This window comes from Haloferax marinisediminis (genome assembly GCF_009674585.1).
GTDB lineage: Archaea > Halobacteriota > Halobacteria > Halobacteriales > Haloferacaceae > Haloferax > Haloferax marinisediminis.
Window position 1 is genome coordinate 1 of sequence record NZ_WKJP01000003.1, and the last position, 16,975, is coordinate 16,975.

The window sequence follows — 16,975 nt, forward strand, 5'->3', positions numbered from 1 at the left end:
TCCGCTTCGCTTCTAAATGTAGATTCGACCTGGTCATCAAGCGATTCTGAAAACGCGTCAATGATTGTTTCCTTTATTTGACCGTTGACTGCCTGTGAATTGATGAGGTGAGTAACGTCATTCGGGGTGTAGTACGCACCAGTCTCCTTCTGACGGTTTTCGGACTCACTGATGTGATTGATGGTCATCTCGAAAACGCTACCGAGGATGGCTGGATCAACCTCAATATCCATCTCGTGGTTTCCTTCGATGACTTTGTCGATTACCAGTATCATCGACGGGTTGCGTACATCGTACTGGTCTTCGTTCGGGAGGTTTTGTCTGAACAAACCCCCGTTCAGATATGGCACGTCATCGTACCAATCACCATGAAGATCCCGTTGATCACGAGGTTTATTGAATAGTTCGTAAAACAGAGGATTTATAGTAGCTTCGTAAAGGGTAGTTGGGATACTGTCTCCATAATCGTCAACTCGGTCACTTAAGAATCCTTCAGAAAGCACACCTCTTTCCTCGAGGAACCGAATGAACAATAGGCGATTAGCAAGAGTGACTGCAAATATATCTTTTTCCTTCTTAGTCGCGCTGTCGGGGGCGACAATATCGTTACGGAGGCATGTATCGTAGTCAAGTTCATCACTCTCGCCGAACAGAACTTCTATGTATACCTCGTAGAAATCATCTACGTCTTTCTGACGCCGGTCGCGAAATTCGAGAGGTGCCGTTTTGGTGAGTAGTGGAACTAAGTGATTTGGTTTGAAAGTGAGTGCGAATGACTCTAATTCCTTTTCTATGTCAACCTCGTTCCCCGGGAGAGATTGCTGTCGACTGAGGATTCCTTCATCGCGTGCCAATTGCCACAGTACCCTACGGAAACTGTGACGACGAACATCACTGTGTTCAAAGAAATCACCACCTTGCTCTGTACGGTAAACTACCCAGTCGAAACCATCAGTAGCGATTCCGTCGTTTGGAAATGATATATTCGATAGATAATCATCTACAAGTTCGAACTCGGCCTGCTCGATGTTATTTAGTGGCTTGTTTTCACCAACGATTTCGAGAGTACCCCCATCGAACTCTTCCCTTAACTTGAAATCTGGCGTTTTTCGCTGTGAGGTTGGGCGACCGGGGGTTTTGTGTAATCCGACCGCTTCAAGGACTGGATAAATGAGAATATCTTCGGTCCATGATTCAGGTTCTGCTCCTAAATCTCTACGAGTGAGCTTGCGATGACCTTTGAGTATCTGTTCAATGTCGTGTGGGTCTTCGAATTGGTTGTCCAACTCCTCAATAAAGTCAGTCAGAACATCCCGGAGAGAAGCTACAGTAGTCACGTTACGAAAACGAAGAGTCCCGGGGGCATTATATTTTCCTTGTCAGACAACTCAGTCTATTGGTTGTTACTTACATTGGTTCTATTCCAACTCAATTAGTGGCTCAGAAAAGACTCAACTGAGGTTAGTACAGTTTCTCAAATAGAGGACTATGTCTATTCACTCATCTCCACTTCTTGTCGATACTTGTCCTATACCGCATCCCCAATACCGACGTATTGCAGCAGTCTTTCACAGTCTGCGGCGGGTACTCGTCTCGAACATCCTCGAGATTCTTGTAGCTCTCAATCAGGTGGGTGAGTGCCGCATCGATTACATCACTGCGCGGCGGATCGTCCGACGCATCCCGCGCCACTATCTCGCTCGCTTTGTCGAACAACAGCTGCCGTTCGTCGTTGAGCTTCAGGCTGGTTCGCTTGGTCATTTATGAATCACCGTATGCACCGGGGGTCGATTTGCGTGAATCTCGAGTGAGTGAGCGTTGATTCTTCTTATACTCCTGGTGACCCATGACCGCGACCGCGTCAGTTACCTGGTCGAATTGGTCTGAATCTATGCACGGTGACCGCTGTTGACGTCGATGAAGGTGCATACATCGAGGATGACGTATACATTCGCGAGCAACCCCGTGGGGTCGGGGTCGAAGACCCCTCTGTACAATGCTACTGGTCGAAGATTGGTTGGTTCGAGGCATCGAGGAGACCGGCCACCCAATGTGTGATGGTTGTTTCGGTGGCTCTGTTGAACCCCCTCAAACTATGATGGGCAGTTCGTGCTAGATCTCGTGATCAGTTCTCGCACCGATCCGACTCAATGTTAAACTGCTTCGTCTTATTCCACTCCCGGTCAGAATAATCTACAGCAACATCGCCATACACTACGCAGTCACCGCCATAGATAATCTCGATTCCTTCTCCAACTCCAACCTCAAACGATTTCGTGAAAGTCACAGTCTCGCCAGCAGAGATATTATCAACATAGTCGCTATCCGACCAGATTTCCTTACGTTCATTCTCCCTTTCCCAAAACCAGATGTCCTCTTTCTCATCTAAGACATAGACCGACATCGACACCACTGGGTATCTGACCTCGTCATCACCTGTATTTGTCACCTCAACAGAGATGTTCACCTGCTTGCACGTCGGACCACAGTTCTGAATTGAGTTTATCTGATAATCCGCCGAAAACGGTGAACTCCCGTCTGCTATCTGTGTATCAGTTGATGTGGGTTTTGTGTCTGTTTCCCCACCTGGTGCAACAGGAGAGGTACAGCCCGCAAGTAAGACTAGGCATGCAAAAACCACCGCAATTCGTGACATGTACACTTATCGGCTTATCGTGTCACCGACTTAAAATTAATTTGTGAACAGATAATTTACTGCATAATATGGCCACTCAGACAAAGATTGTCACGTCTGTGATGACCCGAGTAAGAACCCTAATTCCTGTTCTCAGGAGATGTGAAAGTTATCGTGGAACGATTTCTGGTATCTCCGCAATACCTCCATCCGAGACGTCCCGAACGACATACACACCTTCCCCAAGCCGCTGCACGTGCATTTGCTTCTCGTCCGGTGTCTCACCACCCTCGAGGACACCGTCCATCTCTAATTCATCTTTATCGAGTGCAATCAACGGCGTTCCGTCGTGATTCCGAAGTTTTCTGAACATTTTCACGGCGGTCGGCCACCCGCCTGTACTTAATCCTTCGGAGGGGGTGAGAACCTCGATAGGATTGGGTTGCTCAACACTCCGGATTTCCTGAGTGTTATTGCAGAACGGGTGGCCGCCGATGTCGTATCATGTCAAAGATGGAATTTGACCCGGAAGACGCGGCCCTTGTGGTCGCGATGATGGTTTCTGGGTTCATAATGACCGGAATCGCAACGTTCCAACTGTTCGATATCAACTTCACAGACGTCGTTTGGTCGACCGGGTCGACTGAAATCACGGTCGCGCTCGTAATCTCGGCAGCCTCGTTTGTCGGGACGGTCGCGACGAACGATAACACGTCCTTGCAGACACTCAAGGACGACGCTGAGAAGCTCGACGACTACTACTACGGGGCTATCATCCTCACGGCCGGCCTGATGGTCGGGTGGGTTCTCCTTCCCAACACCGTTGCGTCATTCTTCCAGAGTAGTGACCTCTGGGGCCTCGTGTACGTGGGTATCACGACCACGGCGACCTTCGCAATCGGGTGGATGCTGTAATGGTGGACCTCGACCTTGACGCCGAGATGGCCGCCACGATCGGCGCGGCCGTCGGCTCCATCAACTACGGTGCAACGGAACTGCTCGGAACCAACTACATGGCCGACCTGCTCGGTAGCAATGTCGGCATCGGCTACATCGCCGTCGGCGCTGCGGGAGTCGTCGTCGTCACCGACCACCTCGGCGTGACGGAGGTGTTCGACGGATGAGTCTCTCAAAGAAAGACGTCGGAGCAATCGGCTTGCTCGTCGCGGTCGTCTCCGCCGTCGCGATGCTCGCCCTCGCGGGTGGTGCGGCTGCAACGGTCGATACTGACACTGCGAACCTCACGGCCGTCGGGACGGACGAACTTGCGAACCAAACCCTCGCGGTGGACAACGGCACGCGCTCGCTCTACGTCGAACTCGACAACGACACGTACAACGCCTCGACCGCCGCGAACGTGACGGTCTTCGCTATCGACAACGGGACTGAGACGCAAGTCGACAAGGTGCAAATCTCCGCGGCCACGGGTTCGACGGAGATGTACGAGTACACGTCTCTCGACACGGCGAACTACTCGAGCTACCGCGTGCTTGTGGAAGGTAACTCGACGACAATCGAGTCTGCTGCCCTCGACATCGGCACCGTGGCTGAAGTCTCGTCGGGTGGCGGGTGGCTGAGTGGTTCGTCCGGTAGTGCGGGTATAGGTATCGTCCTCGTGCTTGCTCTGCTGTTCATCGTGAAGGACTGATTCACCGATGCTACTGAACTACGCAACGACCTACGCGGCCGTCGGACTCTCGGCGGCCGCTGCGTACCTCACTGGCATCCACGGCGAAACGTCGGCCGGCCTCGCAGTCGGACTCCTCGCGGCGCTCTTCGTCATCCTTCGCGTGTCAATGATGGGTGGCGTCCGCGAGAGATTCGGTCGCGCCCTCGACGCCGCGCCGAAGGGGGTCAAGGTCAAGGCGAGACAGACCGGCACCCTCGCACTCGTTGGGGTGCTCGTCACGACCGCCGCAATGAGTGGTGCCCTTCCGGGTGCCTCACCTGTCGGTGACGCTTCTGCCGAGTGGTCCGAAGACTGCGACCTAACAGACTCACTCTTAGGCGCGGCGTGGAACACGCTAGTCGGCACCGACACCGGCTGCCGTTGGCTCACTGGGCAAGAAATAGACTACGCCAACGTCTCCGCAACCGATGCCCACGCAACCGCTGTGGGTATCCACGAGGGTCAGAATTCGTACTTGACGACGACTAACAACTTCATGCAAGACACCCGTTCGGTGGCCTTCATGAAGGCGAAGCTCACCCTCATCAACGAACTACAAAACGGGTCCACCGAAGCGAACGCGACCGCCGCGGCGAACGCGACCGTCGAAGAGTACTATTCGAACATTCAGTACAACCTCGTTCAAGACTACAACCAACGTGCTGCGCAAATATTCTACCTCGGGAACCAGACGAGCGTGGAGATGCGCCACGTCTACGACAGTGGCTCGGCAACGGTCCCAAGCGACCTATACCGCCTCGATGAACAACAAGGCGACCCGACAGTTAGTAGCGTCTTGCTGGAAAATGGGACGGTGATTTACGCCACGTCCATCTATCTGAAAGACACGTCCGGCTACACTCTACAATTCGATACAGACCCCGCAGAAACGGACTTCTGGGTCGAAACGAAGCCGCCAACTGGTTCTTATCAGGCAGTGTTTGAGTCTGACCCATACGAACAGACCTACACGGACCTCGGGAATCAATCGACTCAGGTAAAGTCGAACATCGACGTATATGCAACGTCGTTCTATTCCCAGTACAACGGTAGTGAATTCAACTCGACCGAAGTAGCACAACTGGACCCGACGCTCATTGCGAGCCAAGCATCCACCGAGTACAATTCCACTGGATACTACTCATACGCGGCAATGCAACTTGCCGCGATGGGTGCATCTGGGGACCTGAACGTTTCCCACACCATCGAAATCACGAACGGAACGAACACGTCGACCTATGAGGGTACGCTGTTCTATACCGGCAGTGACGCATCCGCCGGGTGGGATACTAACACGACATACAACGTCACTGACTACAACGGAACGCTGTATTTTGCCTACCAGAATAACAACTCGTCCGGCATCATCGACGTTGGACAGGAGGGTACTGAATTCACTCTCACGAGTGCGACGAACACCGACACAGGCGAATCGGTGACCACCACAGTACCACAGGAATACGTCTACGAGGAAACGAACGCCTCGAATCTTCAAGAGGAGTTAGACCGACTCCAAACCGTCCGCGACGAGTACGAAGAAGCCAAATCAAGCAGTGGCAGCCTTGACCTCGGCGGTGGGGTCGGCACCGAAGATAAGGCGATTATCGCGGGTGCGATCGTCGTTCTGCTCCTTGCCGTCATCAAGGGCTAGCACAGCCAACTAACCAACCTCCCCTTTCGGACCACGACCATGCGCCGAATCATATTCACACTCATACTCATCATGACCGCAGTCGCAACGCCCGCACTCGCCGGCACCGTCGCCGCGCAATCGAACGAAAACACGACGGAGACGCCCGCGCCCTCGACGCCAGAAGTAGACCGAACGATCGAACTCTCCGAAACGACTAGTATCACGAACTGGCGGTTCGACAACGGGACGTTCTACGTCACGTTCGACGTCGACGTTCCGACCCGCGTTGCCATCACCGACGCCGGGAAACTCTCGCGAATTCTCTCGGAGGGAGAAGGCGAAGCGGCAGGGAAAGCCCGGATGCGTCGCTTGACCTTGACCCCTGGAATGACGACGGTGAAATTCAACGCCGAGGACTTCAACGGAGCCAGCGCAGTGACTATCTCTTCGAGCAACGCTGACGGAATCGTCGCGCTCCGAAGTGATGCGGTACGAGCTGGGAACCCCCCCGTCAAGTGGGGAACCGCGAACGCGCTCGTCGGTGGTGCTGCAATCGTCACCGCCGCCGGGACGTTCCGGTACGTGAAGAAGAAGCGCGAAGACAAGGAGATGACCGCAGAGAGGTTGCTCTAATGAAGCGCGACGATGCCCTCAAACTCGGCGGAATCGGTGCCGTGGCCGTCTACGCTGGCGACGTGGCACTCCCGCAGTGGACGCCGCTCGCAGTCGGGATGTTCGTTATCGCAGGCATCGCGGCACTCGTCGCGAGTGGGAAGATCGACGACCTCATACCCGACCCGCCGACCGTCTCGCTCGCCGTCATCGACGGTGGTAACGACGAGAAGGTAGAGCACTGGGAACTCTCTGAGGACCAATTTGCTGAGATGGAAGTCGCGGCAGGAAGCCTCAACCCTCTCACTGAGAGCAAGGGCGAAGCCTACGAGTGTTACCACTACGACGACGAGCGAAACCTCGCAGTTGGTACGTGGCGCGGGATGCGGCCACATTCACACATCGTCGGCCACCACGACATCGACGAGGCGCTCAACATCATCAACGAGATGATGAACTACCTCGAGCCGGAGGCCCGACGCGGCCAGCACATCCGGAACAACCTCATCTCGATAGTGCGGATACTTGACCGTCAACGCGCGGCTGCACAGAACGCCGCCCTCGAGGGACACCTCGCACCGAACATGGGTGGCCAGACTATCGACGAAGTGATTGCCGAGACGCTGCCGGACGACCTCTTACCGGACCGACTCTCGTCGGACGACGCCAGCGACGATATCGAGGACGACCTCGCCGGAATGGACCTGGTGTTCGAAGGTGACGGCGATGCCCTCGAGCCCGTTGACCCGATGCTCAACGACGGAGGAAGCCCATGAGCAATAGCAAAAACGACCAGTATGCCGCCGCACAGGGACGAACCTATCTCCGAGGTGAGCTCGGAGACAAGAGGCCTGAGTACGTTCGCCGGTTCGCCGGACTCGTCGACGACGCTCACACGCTCGACCTCCTCAACCACTACTGCTCACTCTGGGCCGACCGCGCGGGTGACTTCCTCGATACTCGAATGGCCGAAATCATCATCTCGTCCTCCTCGACGCGCTCGATAAACACGGCCTACGAGTTCGGAAACGTCTCGCAGTTACAAGGGATGGTTGGTCTCGTCGATAGGACGAAAGACGGCGATGAGGGGCTCACCCGAATGGCCCGGATGCTCACCGACGAGGGAGCAATCGGTGCCGTACTCGGTCCACCGGGTTCGGGGAAGACCGCGATGACGCTCGATATCGGTCGGATCTGGAAAGCCGTCACTGGCGGGAAGGTGGTCACGAACATCAAGTGGAACGGCGGAACTCACATCTCGGGTGCTCGGGAGATGCTCGACGAGATGGCGAACTTCGATGGCCCTGTCCTCGCGATAATTGATGAAGGGAGTCAGTCGCTCACTTCGCGCGGTGCTGAGGCACAGTCTGCCGACCGATTCGCCAAGGCGCTCAAGTACGTCCGGAAGAAGGAAACCGGCGACAAGTACGCGAAACGTGGCTCGGTTCTCATCGTCGGCCATACCCGCGCAGACACCGCGAAGGACCTCCGACGACTTTACTCTGCAATCTTCGAGAAGCCATCTCGCGCAGACCCCGGCCGCGTGAAAATCCTCGAATCCACTGGCACGACGGATAAATTCGAGGAAGTAGCCGAGTACAAGGGTATCACCGACACTGCCGAACGATACGACGAACACGAAGCTTCCTCGTTCGCAGTCGACCTCGAGGACGAGACTGACGACGACCAGGAGGACGTCGAGACTGCCGACGATGCGAGGCGGAAGGAAGCTATCTCGACAGCAATCCGTGCTGCCCGTCCGTGGGATGACGACGGTATGAGTTACGCCGATATCGGCAAGGAGAACAGCCAAGACACCGAATACCTCGTTCCATACTCGACCTCGTGGGTTGGCGACAGAGTCCGAGAGTGGCAGAAGGGACAACATCGAGACCTCGTGGCGGCCCCAGAAGGAGAAAGCGCATGACGACAGCGACTCTGGACCATCACCACCACCACACACCCCCCGTGGTCGCATACTTACTTACACAGTGGCGCCGATTGGCGGCACCCCGGTGGTTGCCCGTCCCCCGTGGAACCGGAATTTTGCTCTCTGTCCTCGAGGTGATCGGCGCGAAGACGTCGTGGGTCAAAGGTCATGACGAATCGGAGTAAGAAAGCAGCCCACTACGGTGCACTCGCTGAGCGTGCTGCTCGGCAGAGATACGGTCTTGTCTCTGCGCACTCATCTTGGCAGGACGCTGAGACCGACGACGGCCGCCCCGTTGAAATCAAAGCTGCAATGGTGAATCGGAGAAGCGGGAAAATCGGTCGTTTCCGGGTTTTCGAGGACTACCATGCTCGACTCCGGCGAGAAGGTGGCTTGTACGTGTTCGTGCTCTACTCTGCTACTGGTGGTGCTGGAGGTGGTGGAATTCGGGTTCGAAATATGCGCTCTGTCGAAGCCTCGTCGCTGCGGCTGCGGTTCTACGGCTCAGGTGGACATCGTAACTCAGAGCAAGTGAAAATCCATCCACGGCGGATCTTTGTTTAACCATGGAATAGATTACTCATTAGTCGATAGATTGAATCTGAATTACCTAGCTCTTGATTTTTCTTGGAGACATTCCATAGGTCGATTGAGACTGAAGGTGAGATGAACCCGTAGTTACTGGCCGGGTATTACCATTCAGATTTTAAAAGAATCAGGAATATCAATAAGTATGGTTACGCTCCCAACTATCGTTGCTCAGTCTAGCTCTTCTGCAAGTCTACCGGATTCTACTATCATCGGAGTTGCCGCGTCCTTCGTATCTGCATTCTTAGTGTACTCTGCTAGGCAAGTTTGGGAGAGAAAAAAGCTGAAGCGGGCCCTTCTCACCGAAGTCGGCCAAATGACCGGAATTACTGATTGTGCTAATCAAATGGCGCGGTTAAGCAAACGTCCTCCAGGTCGTCAATTACAACCTGATGATATGCCTTCTCCCGACTCAATCCCGACAACGGTGTATGAAGCCAGTGCAGTAAATATCGGACTATTAGGCGGGGTTTTCCGTGGGTCTGAGTTAGAGAACGCGGTGGATTTCTACTCAAAAGTGACCAAATACAAGGGCGTAATCCAACGGATTAGTGAATCAGAGAATGTGTCTGAGGAGATCCCTGATACTGTACAAGAGGACCTGTATGACAATATTGGTGAGTTAGAAGAGACTCGCGCTGAAATTGTATCTCGAAGTAAGTTCGTTGAAGGATGAATATCCGAAAAACTATTCGGACTCTATACATATCATGTGGTATGAGAAGTATTGAGCGCCAGAGTGGGCAATCATCTCTAAGAGGTGTCTAATGCCTGAGCAGTCGTCGGACTTCTTAGATATAATTGATGAGTCCTTCGATGACCAGGCTGCGCTCATTAAATATATTGACTATCTTTATCAGAATGAGCAAGCCTCTGGCCAATTTAACATAATTGGCGCAGTTAACAATCTGGCTGGCGGAAAGGACGAGTTCCTAGGCTTTGTGCAGTCTAGCTTTAGCATCCTTAACTCGTCCGGCGATCTCCATCTACTACACAGTACAGTTGATGAAGAACCGGTCTACAGCTATGTCTACCTCGATGACCATGTTCCTCTGTTCATTACAAACGCAAACAAAACGGACCAAATTCCACCCACCATCTCAAAGTTTCTGATCGAAACGCCTCACCTGGGTCGTCTAATGCTTTCCAAGCGTGAGCTGGACGAGTTGCGGAAGGATATCGTGGCAAACCACGAAAATATATTAGTCCCATATTTCAGTGCGAGACGCTCTGCTGATTCGAAAATAAGCGCTCGACGTCGTCCTGAAACTGAACGATCGATTCAGTATCGTGCTATCGATGGACTGGACACCTACCGTGAGATGAGGTATAATTACGGGATTTTACCTCAGATAATGGTTTTTGAGAAGCCCAACGAATTCAAATTCAAAATAAAAACAGACGGTACGTTCGTACACGTCAATGGTAGCCTCCAAGAACTGTGGCTGCAGTTCAATAAAGAAGTTGAACGTGTCAAGGAGATGAAAAAGTACGCGAATACTGGGCACTACGGAAAAGCAGACAGTGCATTCTTCGGAGAAGATAAGTTCTCTGTGAGTACTCCTTGGGCCGTTGAGGTTGCTGATGGTATCAGTGCGGAAAACCTGGAGAACTTCGAATCGCATATGGATACCGACTTTTGGGAATTCAGCGTTTCAGAATATACTGCGTACCCCGAATTCAAATCCTTCCAAGCAGAGTTAATTGATGAAACTACTAACGAGAGAACCACTCTCAAGAGTAAAGGAAACCAAGTTCGGGTGTTCCCGAGAGAGTTGACTGACATTGACCAGTCTCTTCGGATATTCAACTTTTTGAGTGACCACTTCGACTCAGAATGTACCCCGAAGAAAGTCGCATGAAGGACCCAAAACCATACGACGACGGGTATTTTGCTGAACTGGGGAAAGGAGACAAACGCTCCTTTGAGCGGTTATTCACTAAAAAATACGACAGCATCGACGAAGAGAGAGCAAGGAAAACTATGTCACGACTTTTCAGTCAACAAGTAAGCAAGAGTACAACCTCTTCCGGGATATCGTGAATGCGTTTTCCCCTAAGGACGCTGCAATGGGGAGTGATAGTGGATTGAGACAACGATCATAAACCCTCTTCGTGAATTTGGTGACTCTGGAGCAGAGTTACTTCTAGCGAAAAAACAACCTAGTGGTGTTCATCTCTGTTTGTTTCTTGTAATGTAGGTGGCGAGGAATACCAACACTGGGTTGATGAAATTAACACGACCAAAGACCTGCTCGAGTCCGGGTCACGGGCGTGATAAAATAAAAAGACACATTCAGTGTTCAGACCTTTCAATTCAGTCAGTTCAGTATCTCACGTTCACTCGAGCAATCGATCTTGTCGATGCAGACATGGAAGTGATGAAGATTGCTACAGATCCCGACGAGTATGCTGTTTGGAAATTAATCGAGGCCGAAATGCCTCCTGAAGCAGACGAGGAAGATAAGACGATAAAATACCACGATGGCCACGTTGAAAATCCAAATTTGAGGAGATTAGGAGAGGACGGAATCGACCCAACACTTGCTGAGAACGACGATATTCGATTCCACCTAACCAGTCACCCAGTGTTTCCTCTCGGCGAAGTGCTGCTCCAACTCTACTTAAACAATATGGGCTCGGTTGATGAACCAAAGGAATTTAGAAAACGAGAGTTTGAGCGGACATTCAAATCCAAAATCCATCTGGGGACCAACCGCCGGAACATAGACCGCGTTGTTGATTCGCGGATAGATGAACTGTTGGAGATCGCTCTGAACTATGGTATGATAAAGGATTCAGACGCAGACGTGGTTAAAGAGCGTGACTTTAGGATAATGTGGGAGTCAGAAGACCCAGGTGAGATCAAAGACATGGTGAAGGACAAATTCTTTGATGGGATGGTTCCCGAGGAGACAGGAAAATTGGCCTATCAAAGAGCCCGCGAAGAGTTCGTCCGGAAAGAATCGAGTCTGGACGAGTTCGACGACTAATCAAATTCCATTCCTGCGTCGAATAGGTTCGGTTGTTGCTGCTTCACACTGCGTAATCAGCGAGCGTGGAAGTTACTCAAGCATCAACTTCCGAATTCTTCATGCAACCCTTCGCCCCTCCCCTTTCGACTGCGTCAACTGGAGCTACACAGCCGGAGGGTTATTTTTTGAAAGTTGTGACGTTAGTCACACTCGCTAAGGGGATGGTCGCACGCAGTGCGACCGACCTGCCGCGGAACCGGCGCGATGCCGTCGCTCACAGGTGTCGAAGGGTCCACCCGAAACACGGGTCCGGGCGAAAACCAAGGTGTAGTATATAAAAGAAAGAGACGACGAGTAGTGTTGCCACTCACGAGGGCCGCTCTATCTGAGGTGCTGACTCGCGATTGCGGACTGTTTTGGACCGTACGCCTGGTCGAATTCGATGATGGCGTTGTAGAACCGACCGGCGTCGAGGCCGGCGTCACACCACGCGGAGTAGCCTGCGTCGATCACGTCGGGTAGGTACTCGCCTTTCGCAGTGCTGTTCTTCGATTCGGTTAGAATCGACCGAACGCGAATCTTCACGCGCTTCGAGCGATCGTCCATCCCCTGGACGACTTCAGCACCGTATCGATTGAGCCAGTTCTGCAGAGCACGGCCGGAGCGTTCCAGGTCACGTGGGTCGACAGAGAGGACATTCTCGATGAGTCGTGCGTTGGACTCGACGACGTCCTCGGTGACAGAGACGATTTCGCGGACCTGTTGGGACATCTTCGAGGAGACCCACGAGACAACACGATTGTCGCAGTCGAGGAGGCCGCTGAGTCGCTGAAGGACGCCGGTAGACGGTCGCTTCGGACCACCCGGTCTCTTCGGCTGCCCCGTCGACAGTTCCCCCGTCGGCCATGGCGACGTATTCGAGGACGTCGCGGTCAGAGTCTTCCAGCTCCTGGAGCGTCCGGATGATAACCGACTCCTGCGACGCCTCAATTTCCGGCGTCGGGTCGTCCCAGAACGCAATCCGCCGGTCGGATTCTCCGGGAACGAAGTGGTCGTCTTCGACGAACCATGACCCCGGATTCGTTGGAATGCCGGCCCACTCGAGCACGTTCATCATTTTCTCTTCCAGGTCGTCGACGAGGTCGTGGCGGTCGGTCCACCGAACCGATTGGTCTTGGTTCAGATTCTTCTTGTAGAGCGCACCGAGCTTCGGGTGGTACAGTGGGTCGTCACCCGACTTCTTGCGCACGTGCTCGGGATGGTAGTGCTTGAGCTGCATCCCGCGTGGTCGATGACGGCTATTCTTCGAAATCTCCTCGATGGCCTTCGGTCGAATCGGAGTTGGTGGTTGTAGCCAACAACCTTCTCGTTGTTCGAATCGTAGACGACGTGCGACCCCTCCAGGTCTGCGACGAGCATGAAGAGTTTCATGAAAACCCCGTCGCTGTGGACGAGTTTCTTCGCCATGTCCCGAAGGATGCGGATGTACCGCTCGTGCTGGGTGATGGTCGAATACTCGTGAGGTGCTCTGTGAAGTACCGACGAGACCAGTCAAAGCCGACTCTCTCACAGACGGCACGTAATATCTCCGGAATGAGATGGGGAATCTCGTCAAGTTCGACGTTGACCGTGTTGTTCAGTTTGACGTTGGTCGAACGGCCAAGGTTCGCAGGAACGCTGTTTGGCCGGTTCTCGTCGTCCCATCCGAGTCGGGGTTGAATGATAATCGGGAGTTTTCGCTGTCCCTCACCGTAGGCGTTGATGTCGTACTCGAGGAGCGAGTTGACGGTATCACGTTTCGAGGGAGACAGCCCGGACTCGTGAACCCGGAGTGAAACCGTCCAAACCTCTGTTCCCGGCGCGTCGTAGCGTGGTATTTCTACCTCGATTCCTTTCGCACCGCCGTCGATGTGGTTGTACAGCTGGCGGACGGCCCAGTAGGGCGAGTCTTCGTACTCCGTGTACAGTAGGTTGCCACGAGTCTCGTGGGGTGCAGAGGCTACGTGGCTCATTGGCGGTCATCTCCGACGAGGTCACGGCCGCACCGCTCGCAACGATGCAGCTTTTCGCTGTCGTGGCCGCAGGTTGGACACTCGACGGTCACGCCGTGTCACCTCCGACCGCTCGACGAACGTCGGCGTCAGTCGCGTCGAGAGCAGGGTGACGAACGGCCGTCTGACTCTCGACGTGGGTAGAGCTTCGAGGCGCGGACGAAGTCGACAGGCGTCACTTCGACCACCTCTCTGGCTGCCCCACCGTGACGACCGGGTGACTCTTGCGGGTCCGGCGTTGGAACGTCACGGCCGGCTGCAGACCCTCGCTGAATCCGAACGGCGGTGTCGCACTCTCGGCATCGGTGTACGCGGTCCTCAGAATCGCCGTAGACGCGACAGAAGTTGTGGGTGACGTGCGACCCGCCAATACTCACACTCACGAGGCTGGGCCTCGAGGGAGAGGAGCATCACGCCAACCACCGCTGTTGGCTGTTAAAACCGGCAAAATAAGCCGAATTCCCCTTAATGGGTATGGGACCGCCCGGATAACCCCAATAACCGGCGATACTGCGTCGTCGTCTGTGAGTAGGTCAGTGAATTTCATAATTTCTGACTGTGTGTTCTGTTGAACAGTCACGACATTTGAACCTAAAACTATCGGGGCGTCAGACGACGAAGAAAACGGGTGACGGAAGGGTCGTTACTGCTTAGGCGTCAGGGGCGGACCACTTCTGAGCGTGGCGGACGATTCGCCGGATCCGTCGGCCCAAACGAGGCGGACAGTTGCTCCGCTCAAGTTGAGTGCTTCAGCATCGCTGTCAACCCCGCTGTTGTCGTTGTTAGCACCGGTTGCTGCAAAACTACCATCACCGTCAAGGTCGTATTGGAAGTCATTTCCGTCTAGAGTGACTGTGCTTCCTGCGCTCACGTCATTTGGCGACAGGTCATTCCACGACGTTGCCCCGGATACTCCATCAATTGCCAGCGTCGCGGAGGCTGATTCGTCAGCGTCATCTGCGGTAGCACCGGAAACTGCGAACGTCAACTGCTCTGGGTTGATTTCAGTCCCGGACTCGTGCGTAATCGAGAGGGAATCTGGGTTATCAGTTGCCGACTGATCGTTGTCGGTGAGGTCGAAGCTGAAACTCGCCTGCGGAACCGTGTTGCCGACTTGGTCACCGAGACCGAGGACGAACGTCCCGATAACGGCCGCGAGGATGACCGTGATGGCAACCATCAGGATTACCCCGATGACTGGAGACACAGCGTCGTTGTCAGCGAGGAGTTCCTTGAAGTTCATTTATCCGTTGTAGGTCCACTTCTGGAGCGTGGACGAGGTGCTGCCACTTTCGGACGACCAGATGATTCGAATCGTATCGCCGCTGCTGAGTGCTGCATCGGGTTCGAATACAGCGGATTCGCCCGCATTCACTTTACTGTTCGAGTCACTGTCTGAGAAGGCTGCAGTAGTTGGGACATTATCTCCTTCAACTGAGATAAGCGAAGTGCTGATACCTTCACCACTTTCGTGAGTGATAGTGACTTCCCCGTTAGTATTGGCATCCTGGTCGTAACTGAAACTAAAGCTCGCCTGCGGCGCGGTCTCGCTCACTTGGTCACCGAGACCGAGGACGAAGGTCCCGATGACGGCCGCCAAGATGACGGTGATTGCAACCATCAGGATGACCCCGATGACTGGACTGACTGCACGGTCTTCTGTGAAGAGGTTTTTGAGTTGCATTGGTTGTCCGACACCCGGACGGTGAGGTTGATGCCGGACTCACTGGTGCGCTCGATGTCGCACGTGGAGGGGATGTGCCCTCGCTCCCTGCCCGGAATTCCGTCGCGGTGTGTCTAATCGATTGGTTACTCTCGGGTTACTTAAATGTGGCTGCCAAATTAACGGGGTATTACGCCCTAAAAATTCACGTTTAATATACTGTTTATATGGAGTTTAAGTGGTGGAAATCAGTTCGATTTTTGACAACTGGTTTTCTGTCTGACATGTGTGAATGAAATGACGTATTTCGAGGGAGAATCGCCGTCGGTAGAACGCGTCGAAGTTGTGTCGAGTCTGTCATTGTTGAGCCAGTACAGTGTCTTTCGCCTGCCCACGCGCGAGGGAGCAAGTGGAGAACGTCGATAGAAATCAGGAGACCGACGGCGGCTGGCGAACGTAGTCCGACTCGCTCTGTCGAGTCACACCCCGGTCGAGTGGCAGCGCGGGCGCTCAGAAGTCAGTGTCGTCGAGAACGGGTTTGTCCCCGACGAATCGGGGACGTCGTTCCTACCCAAGGTTGCGTGCGCACGCGCTTTATATTGAATCATTCACCACATAAATGCTTTGTGGGCTACATTCGGTTTTCAGGGCTTCTCGCTCACGATTGTTACCGTTTCGGGAGCTTTCAATCACACAAAGTATTTACCGCGAAAGGTCAACATGTCCAACTGTACCCCTGCCCATGGAGGCATCTGTGAGTACCTCGCCTCGGCCCGGGTTCATCCCCGGCTAGGTTACGTCCGAGGGTCGACGAAAACGATGTCCCCGACTGCAACACCCATCAAAACAACAATGACACGCAAAAGCAAATTCGTGCAGTACTTCTCGCTGCGCTGATGGTCTTCTCGGTTTTCGCCGGGACCGTCGCGCTTTCGGGTAGTGCTGCCGCCGATGCTTCTGACATTAGCCTCAACGGTACCACGGCAGGTACCGCGGTTACTGTCGAAAAATCGGCATCCGGAAGTACAACAGTCTCCGCATCGGTTACTGACGGAGCAACAGACGACGGCGCAAACGTCTACGTTTGGGTCGACATCAACAACAACGGTGTCCTCAACACGGGCGAACCTAACGCGTCCGCTACGAGTTCGGACGGTTCCACCGTTGACGTCGGCGACATCGACGTGAGCGACGTCTCGGATGGTACCTACGACGTCAA

Annotated in this window: 19 protein-coding genes and 2 pseudogenes; 11 read left to right on the forward strand and 10 right to left on the reverse strand. The window is 53.8% G+C overall.

Annotation, left to right across the window (positions count from 1 at the left end; translation table 11 throughout):
* The 4 genes and pseudogenes from GJR98_RS14555 to GJR98_RS17560 form a co-directional block, all read right to left on the reverse strand.
* Nucleotides 1–1,337: pseudogene (locus GJR98_RS14555) on the reverse strand (type IIL restriction-modification enzyme MmeI); the annotation flags it as partial.
* 163 nt (nt 1,338–1,500) lie between these two features.
* On the reverse strand, nt 1,501–1,761 hold the full coding sequence (locus tag GJR98_RS14560; protein WP_151139472.1) for a DUF7386 family protein: 261 nt from the start codon (nt 1,759–1,761) through the stop codon (nt 1,501–1,503).
* A 364-nt stretch (nt 1,762–2,125) separates the two neighbouring features.
* The gene (locus GJR98_RS14565; protein WP_151139473.1) at nt 2,126–2,656 is read right to left on the reverse strand and encodes a hypothetical protein; all 531 of its coding nucleotides are present in this window, start codon (nt 2,654–2,656) and stop codon (nt 2,126–2,128) included.
* Between the two features lie 148 nt (nt 2,657–2,804).
* Entirely contained in the window at nt 2,805–3,008 is a 204-nt protein-coding gene (locus GJR98_RS17560) for a hypothetical protein (RefSeq protein WP_151139474.1), read from the reverse strand.
* A 200-nt stretch (nt 3,009–3,208) separates the two neighbouring features.
* Here GJR98_RS17560 and GJR98_RS14570 point away from each other — a divergent pair, with 200 nt between their 5' ends.
* From GJR98_RS14570 to GJR98_RS14620, 10 genes are all read left to right on the forward strand, one after another.
* On the forward strand, nt 3,209–3,550 hold the full coding sequence (locus GJR98_RS14570) for a hypothetical protein (RefSeq protein WP_225316424.1): 342 nt from the start codon (nt 3,209–3,211) through the stop codon (nt 3,548–3,550).
* Complete coding sequence (locus GJR98_RS14575) at nt 3,550–3,759, forward strand: hypothetical protein (RefSeq protein ID WP_151139476.1); 210 nt, start codon at nt 3,550–3,552, stop codon at nt 3,757–3,759. Before GJR98_RS14570 ends, GJR98_RS14575 begins: the two co-directional genes overlap by 1 nt.
* On the forward strand, nt 3,756–4,283 hold the full coding sequence (locus GJR98_RS14580; RefSeq protein WP_151139477.1) for a lactonase family protein: 528 nt from the start codon (nt 3,756–3,758) through the stop codon (nt 4,281–4,283). Before GJR98_RS14575 ends, GJR98_RS14580 begins: the two co-directional genes overlap by 4 nt.
* 7 nt (nt 4,284–4,290) lie before the next feature.
* Entirely contained in the window at nt 4,291–5,955 is a 1,665-nt protein-coding gene (locus GJR98_RS14585; protein ID WP_151139478.1) for a hypothetical protein, read from the forward strand.
* 39 nt (nt 5,956–5,994) lie between these two features.
* Complete coding sequence (locus tag GJR98_RS14590; RefSeq protein ID WP_151135016.1) at nt 5,995–6,570, forward strand: hypothetical protein; 576 nt, start codon at nt 5,995–5,997, stop codon at nt 6,568–6,570.
* Nucleotides 6,570–7,325, forward strand: coding sequence for a hypothetical protein (locus tag GJR98_RS14595; RefSeq protein WP_151135014.1), 756 nt, complete (start codon nt 6,570–6,572; stop codon nt 7,323–7,325). Before GJR98_RS14590 ends, GJR98_RS14595 begins: the two co-directional genes overlap by 1 nt.
* A complete protein-coding gene (locus GJR98_RS14600) occupies nt 7,322–8,476 on the forward strand; it encodes a hypothetical protein (protein WP_151135012.1) in 1,155 nt (384 codons plus the stop codon). The genes GJR98_RS14595 and GJR98_RS14600 overlap by 4 nt, the downstream gene beginning before the upstream one ends.
* Before the next feature lie 736 nt (nt 8,477–9,212).
* Nucleotides 9,213–9,743: a hypothetical protein gene (locus GJR98_RS14610; protein WP_151135008.1), complete on the forward strand. Its 531-nt coding sequence runs from the start codon at nt 9,213–9,215 to the stop codon at nt 9,741–9,743.
* A 91-nt stretch (nt 9,744–9,834) separates the two neighbouring features.
* Complete coding sequence (locus tag GJR98_RS14615; RefSeq protein ID WP_151135006.1) at nt 9,835–10,929, forward strand: hypothetical protein; 1,095 nt, start codon at nt 9,835–9,837, stop codon at nt 10,927–10,929.
* A 519-nt stretch (nt 10,930–11,448) separates the two neighbouring features.
* Nucleotides 11,449–12,060, forward strand: a complete 612-nt coding sequence (locus GJR98_RS14620) for a hypothetical protein (RefSeq protein WP_151139479.1) — start codon at nt 11,449–11,451, stop codon at nt 12,058–12,060.
* A 363-nt stretch (nt 12,061–12,423) separates the two neighbouring features.
* Here the strand turns inward: GJR98_RS14620 and GJR98_RS17695 are convergent, their stop codons facing one another.
* The 6 genes and pseudogenes from GJR98_RS17695 to GJR98_RS14640 all read right to left on the reverse strand — a co-directional run bounded on the left by GJR98_RS17695 (nt 12,424) and on the right by GJR98_RS14640 (nt 15,777).
* Nucleotides 12,424–12,813, reverse strand: a complete 390-nt coding sequence (locus GJR98_RS17695; RefSeq protein WP_225316425.1) for a hypothetical protein — start codon at nt 12,811–12,813, stop codon at nt 12,424–12,426.
* A pseudogene (locus GJR98_RS17700) lies at nt 12,716–13,509 on the reverse strand (DUF7845 domain-containing protein). The gene GJR98_RS17695 and the pseudogene GJR98_RS17700 overlap by 98 nt, the downstream one beginning before the upstream one ends.
* Nucleotides 13,470–14,054: a DUF7845 domain-containing protein gene (locus GJR98_RS17705; protein WP_225316427.1), complete on the reverse strand. Its 585-nt coding sequence runs from the start codon at nt 14,052–14,054 to the stop codon at nt 13,470–13,472. The pseudogene GJR98_RS17700 and the gene GJR98_RS17705 overlap by 40 nt, the downstream one beginning before the upstream one ends.
* Before the next feature lie 128 nt (nt 14,055–14,182).
* Nucleotides 14,183–14,476: a DUF7563 family protein gene (locus GJR98_RS14630; protein WP_225316428.1), complete on the reverse strand. Its 294-nt coding sequence runs from the start codon at nt 14,474–14,476 to the stop codon at nt 14,183–14,185.
* 260 nt (nt 14,477–14,736) lie between these two features.
* Nucleotides 14,737–15,336, reverse strand: a complete 600-nt coding sequence (locus GJR98_RS14635) for a type IV pilin (protein WP_151139480.1) — start codon at nt 15,334–15,336, stop codon at nt 14,737–14,739.
* Nucleotides 15,337–15,777: a type IV pilin gene (locus GJR98_RS14640; protein ID WP_151136811.1), complete on the reverse strand. Its 441-nt coding sequence runs from the start codon at nt 15,775–15,777 to the stop codon at nt 15,337–15,339. It abuts the gene before it with no gap.
* A gap of 875 nt (nt 15,778–16,652) precedes the next feature.
* On the opposite strand from GJR98_RS14640, the gene GJR98_RS14645 reads away from it, so the two are divergent.
* On the forward strand, nt 16,653–16,975 hold a 323-nt coding region (locus tag GJR98_RS14645), incomplete at its 3' end, for a surface glycoprotein (RefSeq protein WP_191965497.1).

Excerpts from the sequence above, each read along its gene's own strand:
- GJR98_RS14580 (WP_151139477.1), top strand. The coding sequence starts at position 3,756 with ATGAGTCTCTCAAAGAAAGACGTCGGAGCAATCGGCTTGCTCGTCGCG.
- GJR98_RS14620 (WP_151139479.1), top strand. The coding sequence starts at position 11,449 with ATGAAGATTGCTACAGATCCCGACGAGTATGCTGTTTGGAAATTAATC.
- GJR98_RS17705 (WP_225316427.1), bottom strand. The coding sequence starts at position 14,054 with ATGAGCCACGTAGCCTCTGCACCCCACGAGACTCGTGGCAACCTACTG.
- GJR98_RS14600 (WP_151135012.1), top strand. The coding sequence starts at position 7,322 with ATGAGCAATAGCAAAAACGACCAGTATGCCGCCGCACAGGGACGAACC.
- GJR98_RS14560 (WP_151139472.1), bottom strand. The coding sequence starts at position 1,761 with ATGACCAAGCGAACCAGCCTGAAGCTCAACGACGAACGGCAGCTGTTG.
- GJR98_RS17560 (WP_151139474.1), bottom strand. The coding sequence starts at position 3,008 with ATGTTCAGAAAACTTCGGAATCACGACGGAACGCCGTTGATTGCACTC.
- GJR98_RS14610 (WP_151135008.1), top strand. The coding sequence starts at position 9,213 with ATGGTTACGCTCCCAACTATCGTTGCTCAGTCTAGCTCTTCTGCAAGT.
- GJR98_RS17695 (WP_225316425.1), bottom strand. The coding sequence starts at position 12,813 with ATGTCCCAACAGGTCCGCGAAATCGTCTCTGTCACCGAGGACGTCGTC.
- GJR98_RS14575 (WP_151139476.1), top strand. The coding sequence starts at position 3,550 with ATGGTGGACCTCGACCTTGACGCCGAGATGGCCGCCACGATCGGCGCG.
- GJR98_RS14565 (WP_151139473.1), bottom strand. The coding sequence starts at position 2,656 with ATGTCACGAATTGCGGTGGTTTTTGCATGCCTAGTCTTACTTGCGGGC.
- GJR98_RS14595 (WP_151135014.1), top strand. The coding sequence starts at position 6,570 with ATGAAGCGCGACGATGCCCTCAAACTCGGCGGAATCGGTGCCGTGGCC.
- GJR98_RS14590 (WP_151135016.1), top strand. The coding sequence starts at position 5,995 with ATGCGCCGAATCATATTCACACTCATACTCATCATGACCGCAGTCGCA.
- GJR98_RS14615 (WP_151135006.1), top strand. The coding sequence starts at position 9,835 with ATGCCTGAGCAGTCGTCGGACTTCTTAGATATAATTGATGAGTCCTTC.
- GJR98_RS14570 (WP_225316424.1), top strand. The coding sequence starts at position 3,209 with ATGACCGGAATCGCAACGTTCCAACTGTTCGATATCAACTTCACAGAC.
- GJR98_RS14640 (WP_151136811.1), bottom strand. The coding sequence starts at position 15,777 with ATGCAACTCAAAAACCTCTTCACAGAAGACCGTGCAGTCAGTCCAGTC.
- GJR98_RS14635 (WP_151139480.1), bottom strand. The coding sequence starts at position 15,336 with ATGAACTTCAAGGAACTCCTCGCTGACAACGACGCTGTGTCTCCAGTC.
- GJR98_RS14585 (WP_151139478.1), top strand. The coding sequence starts at position 4,291 with ATGCTACTGAACTACGCAACGACCTACGCGGCCGTCGGACTCTCGGCG.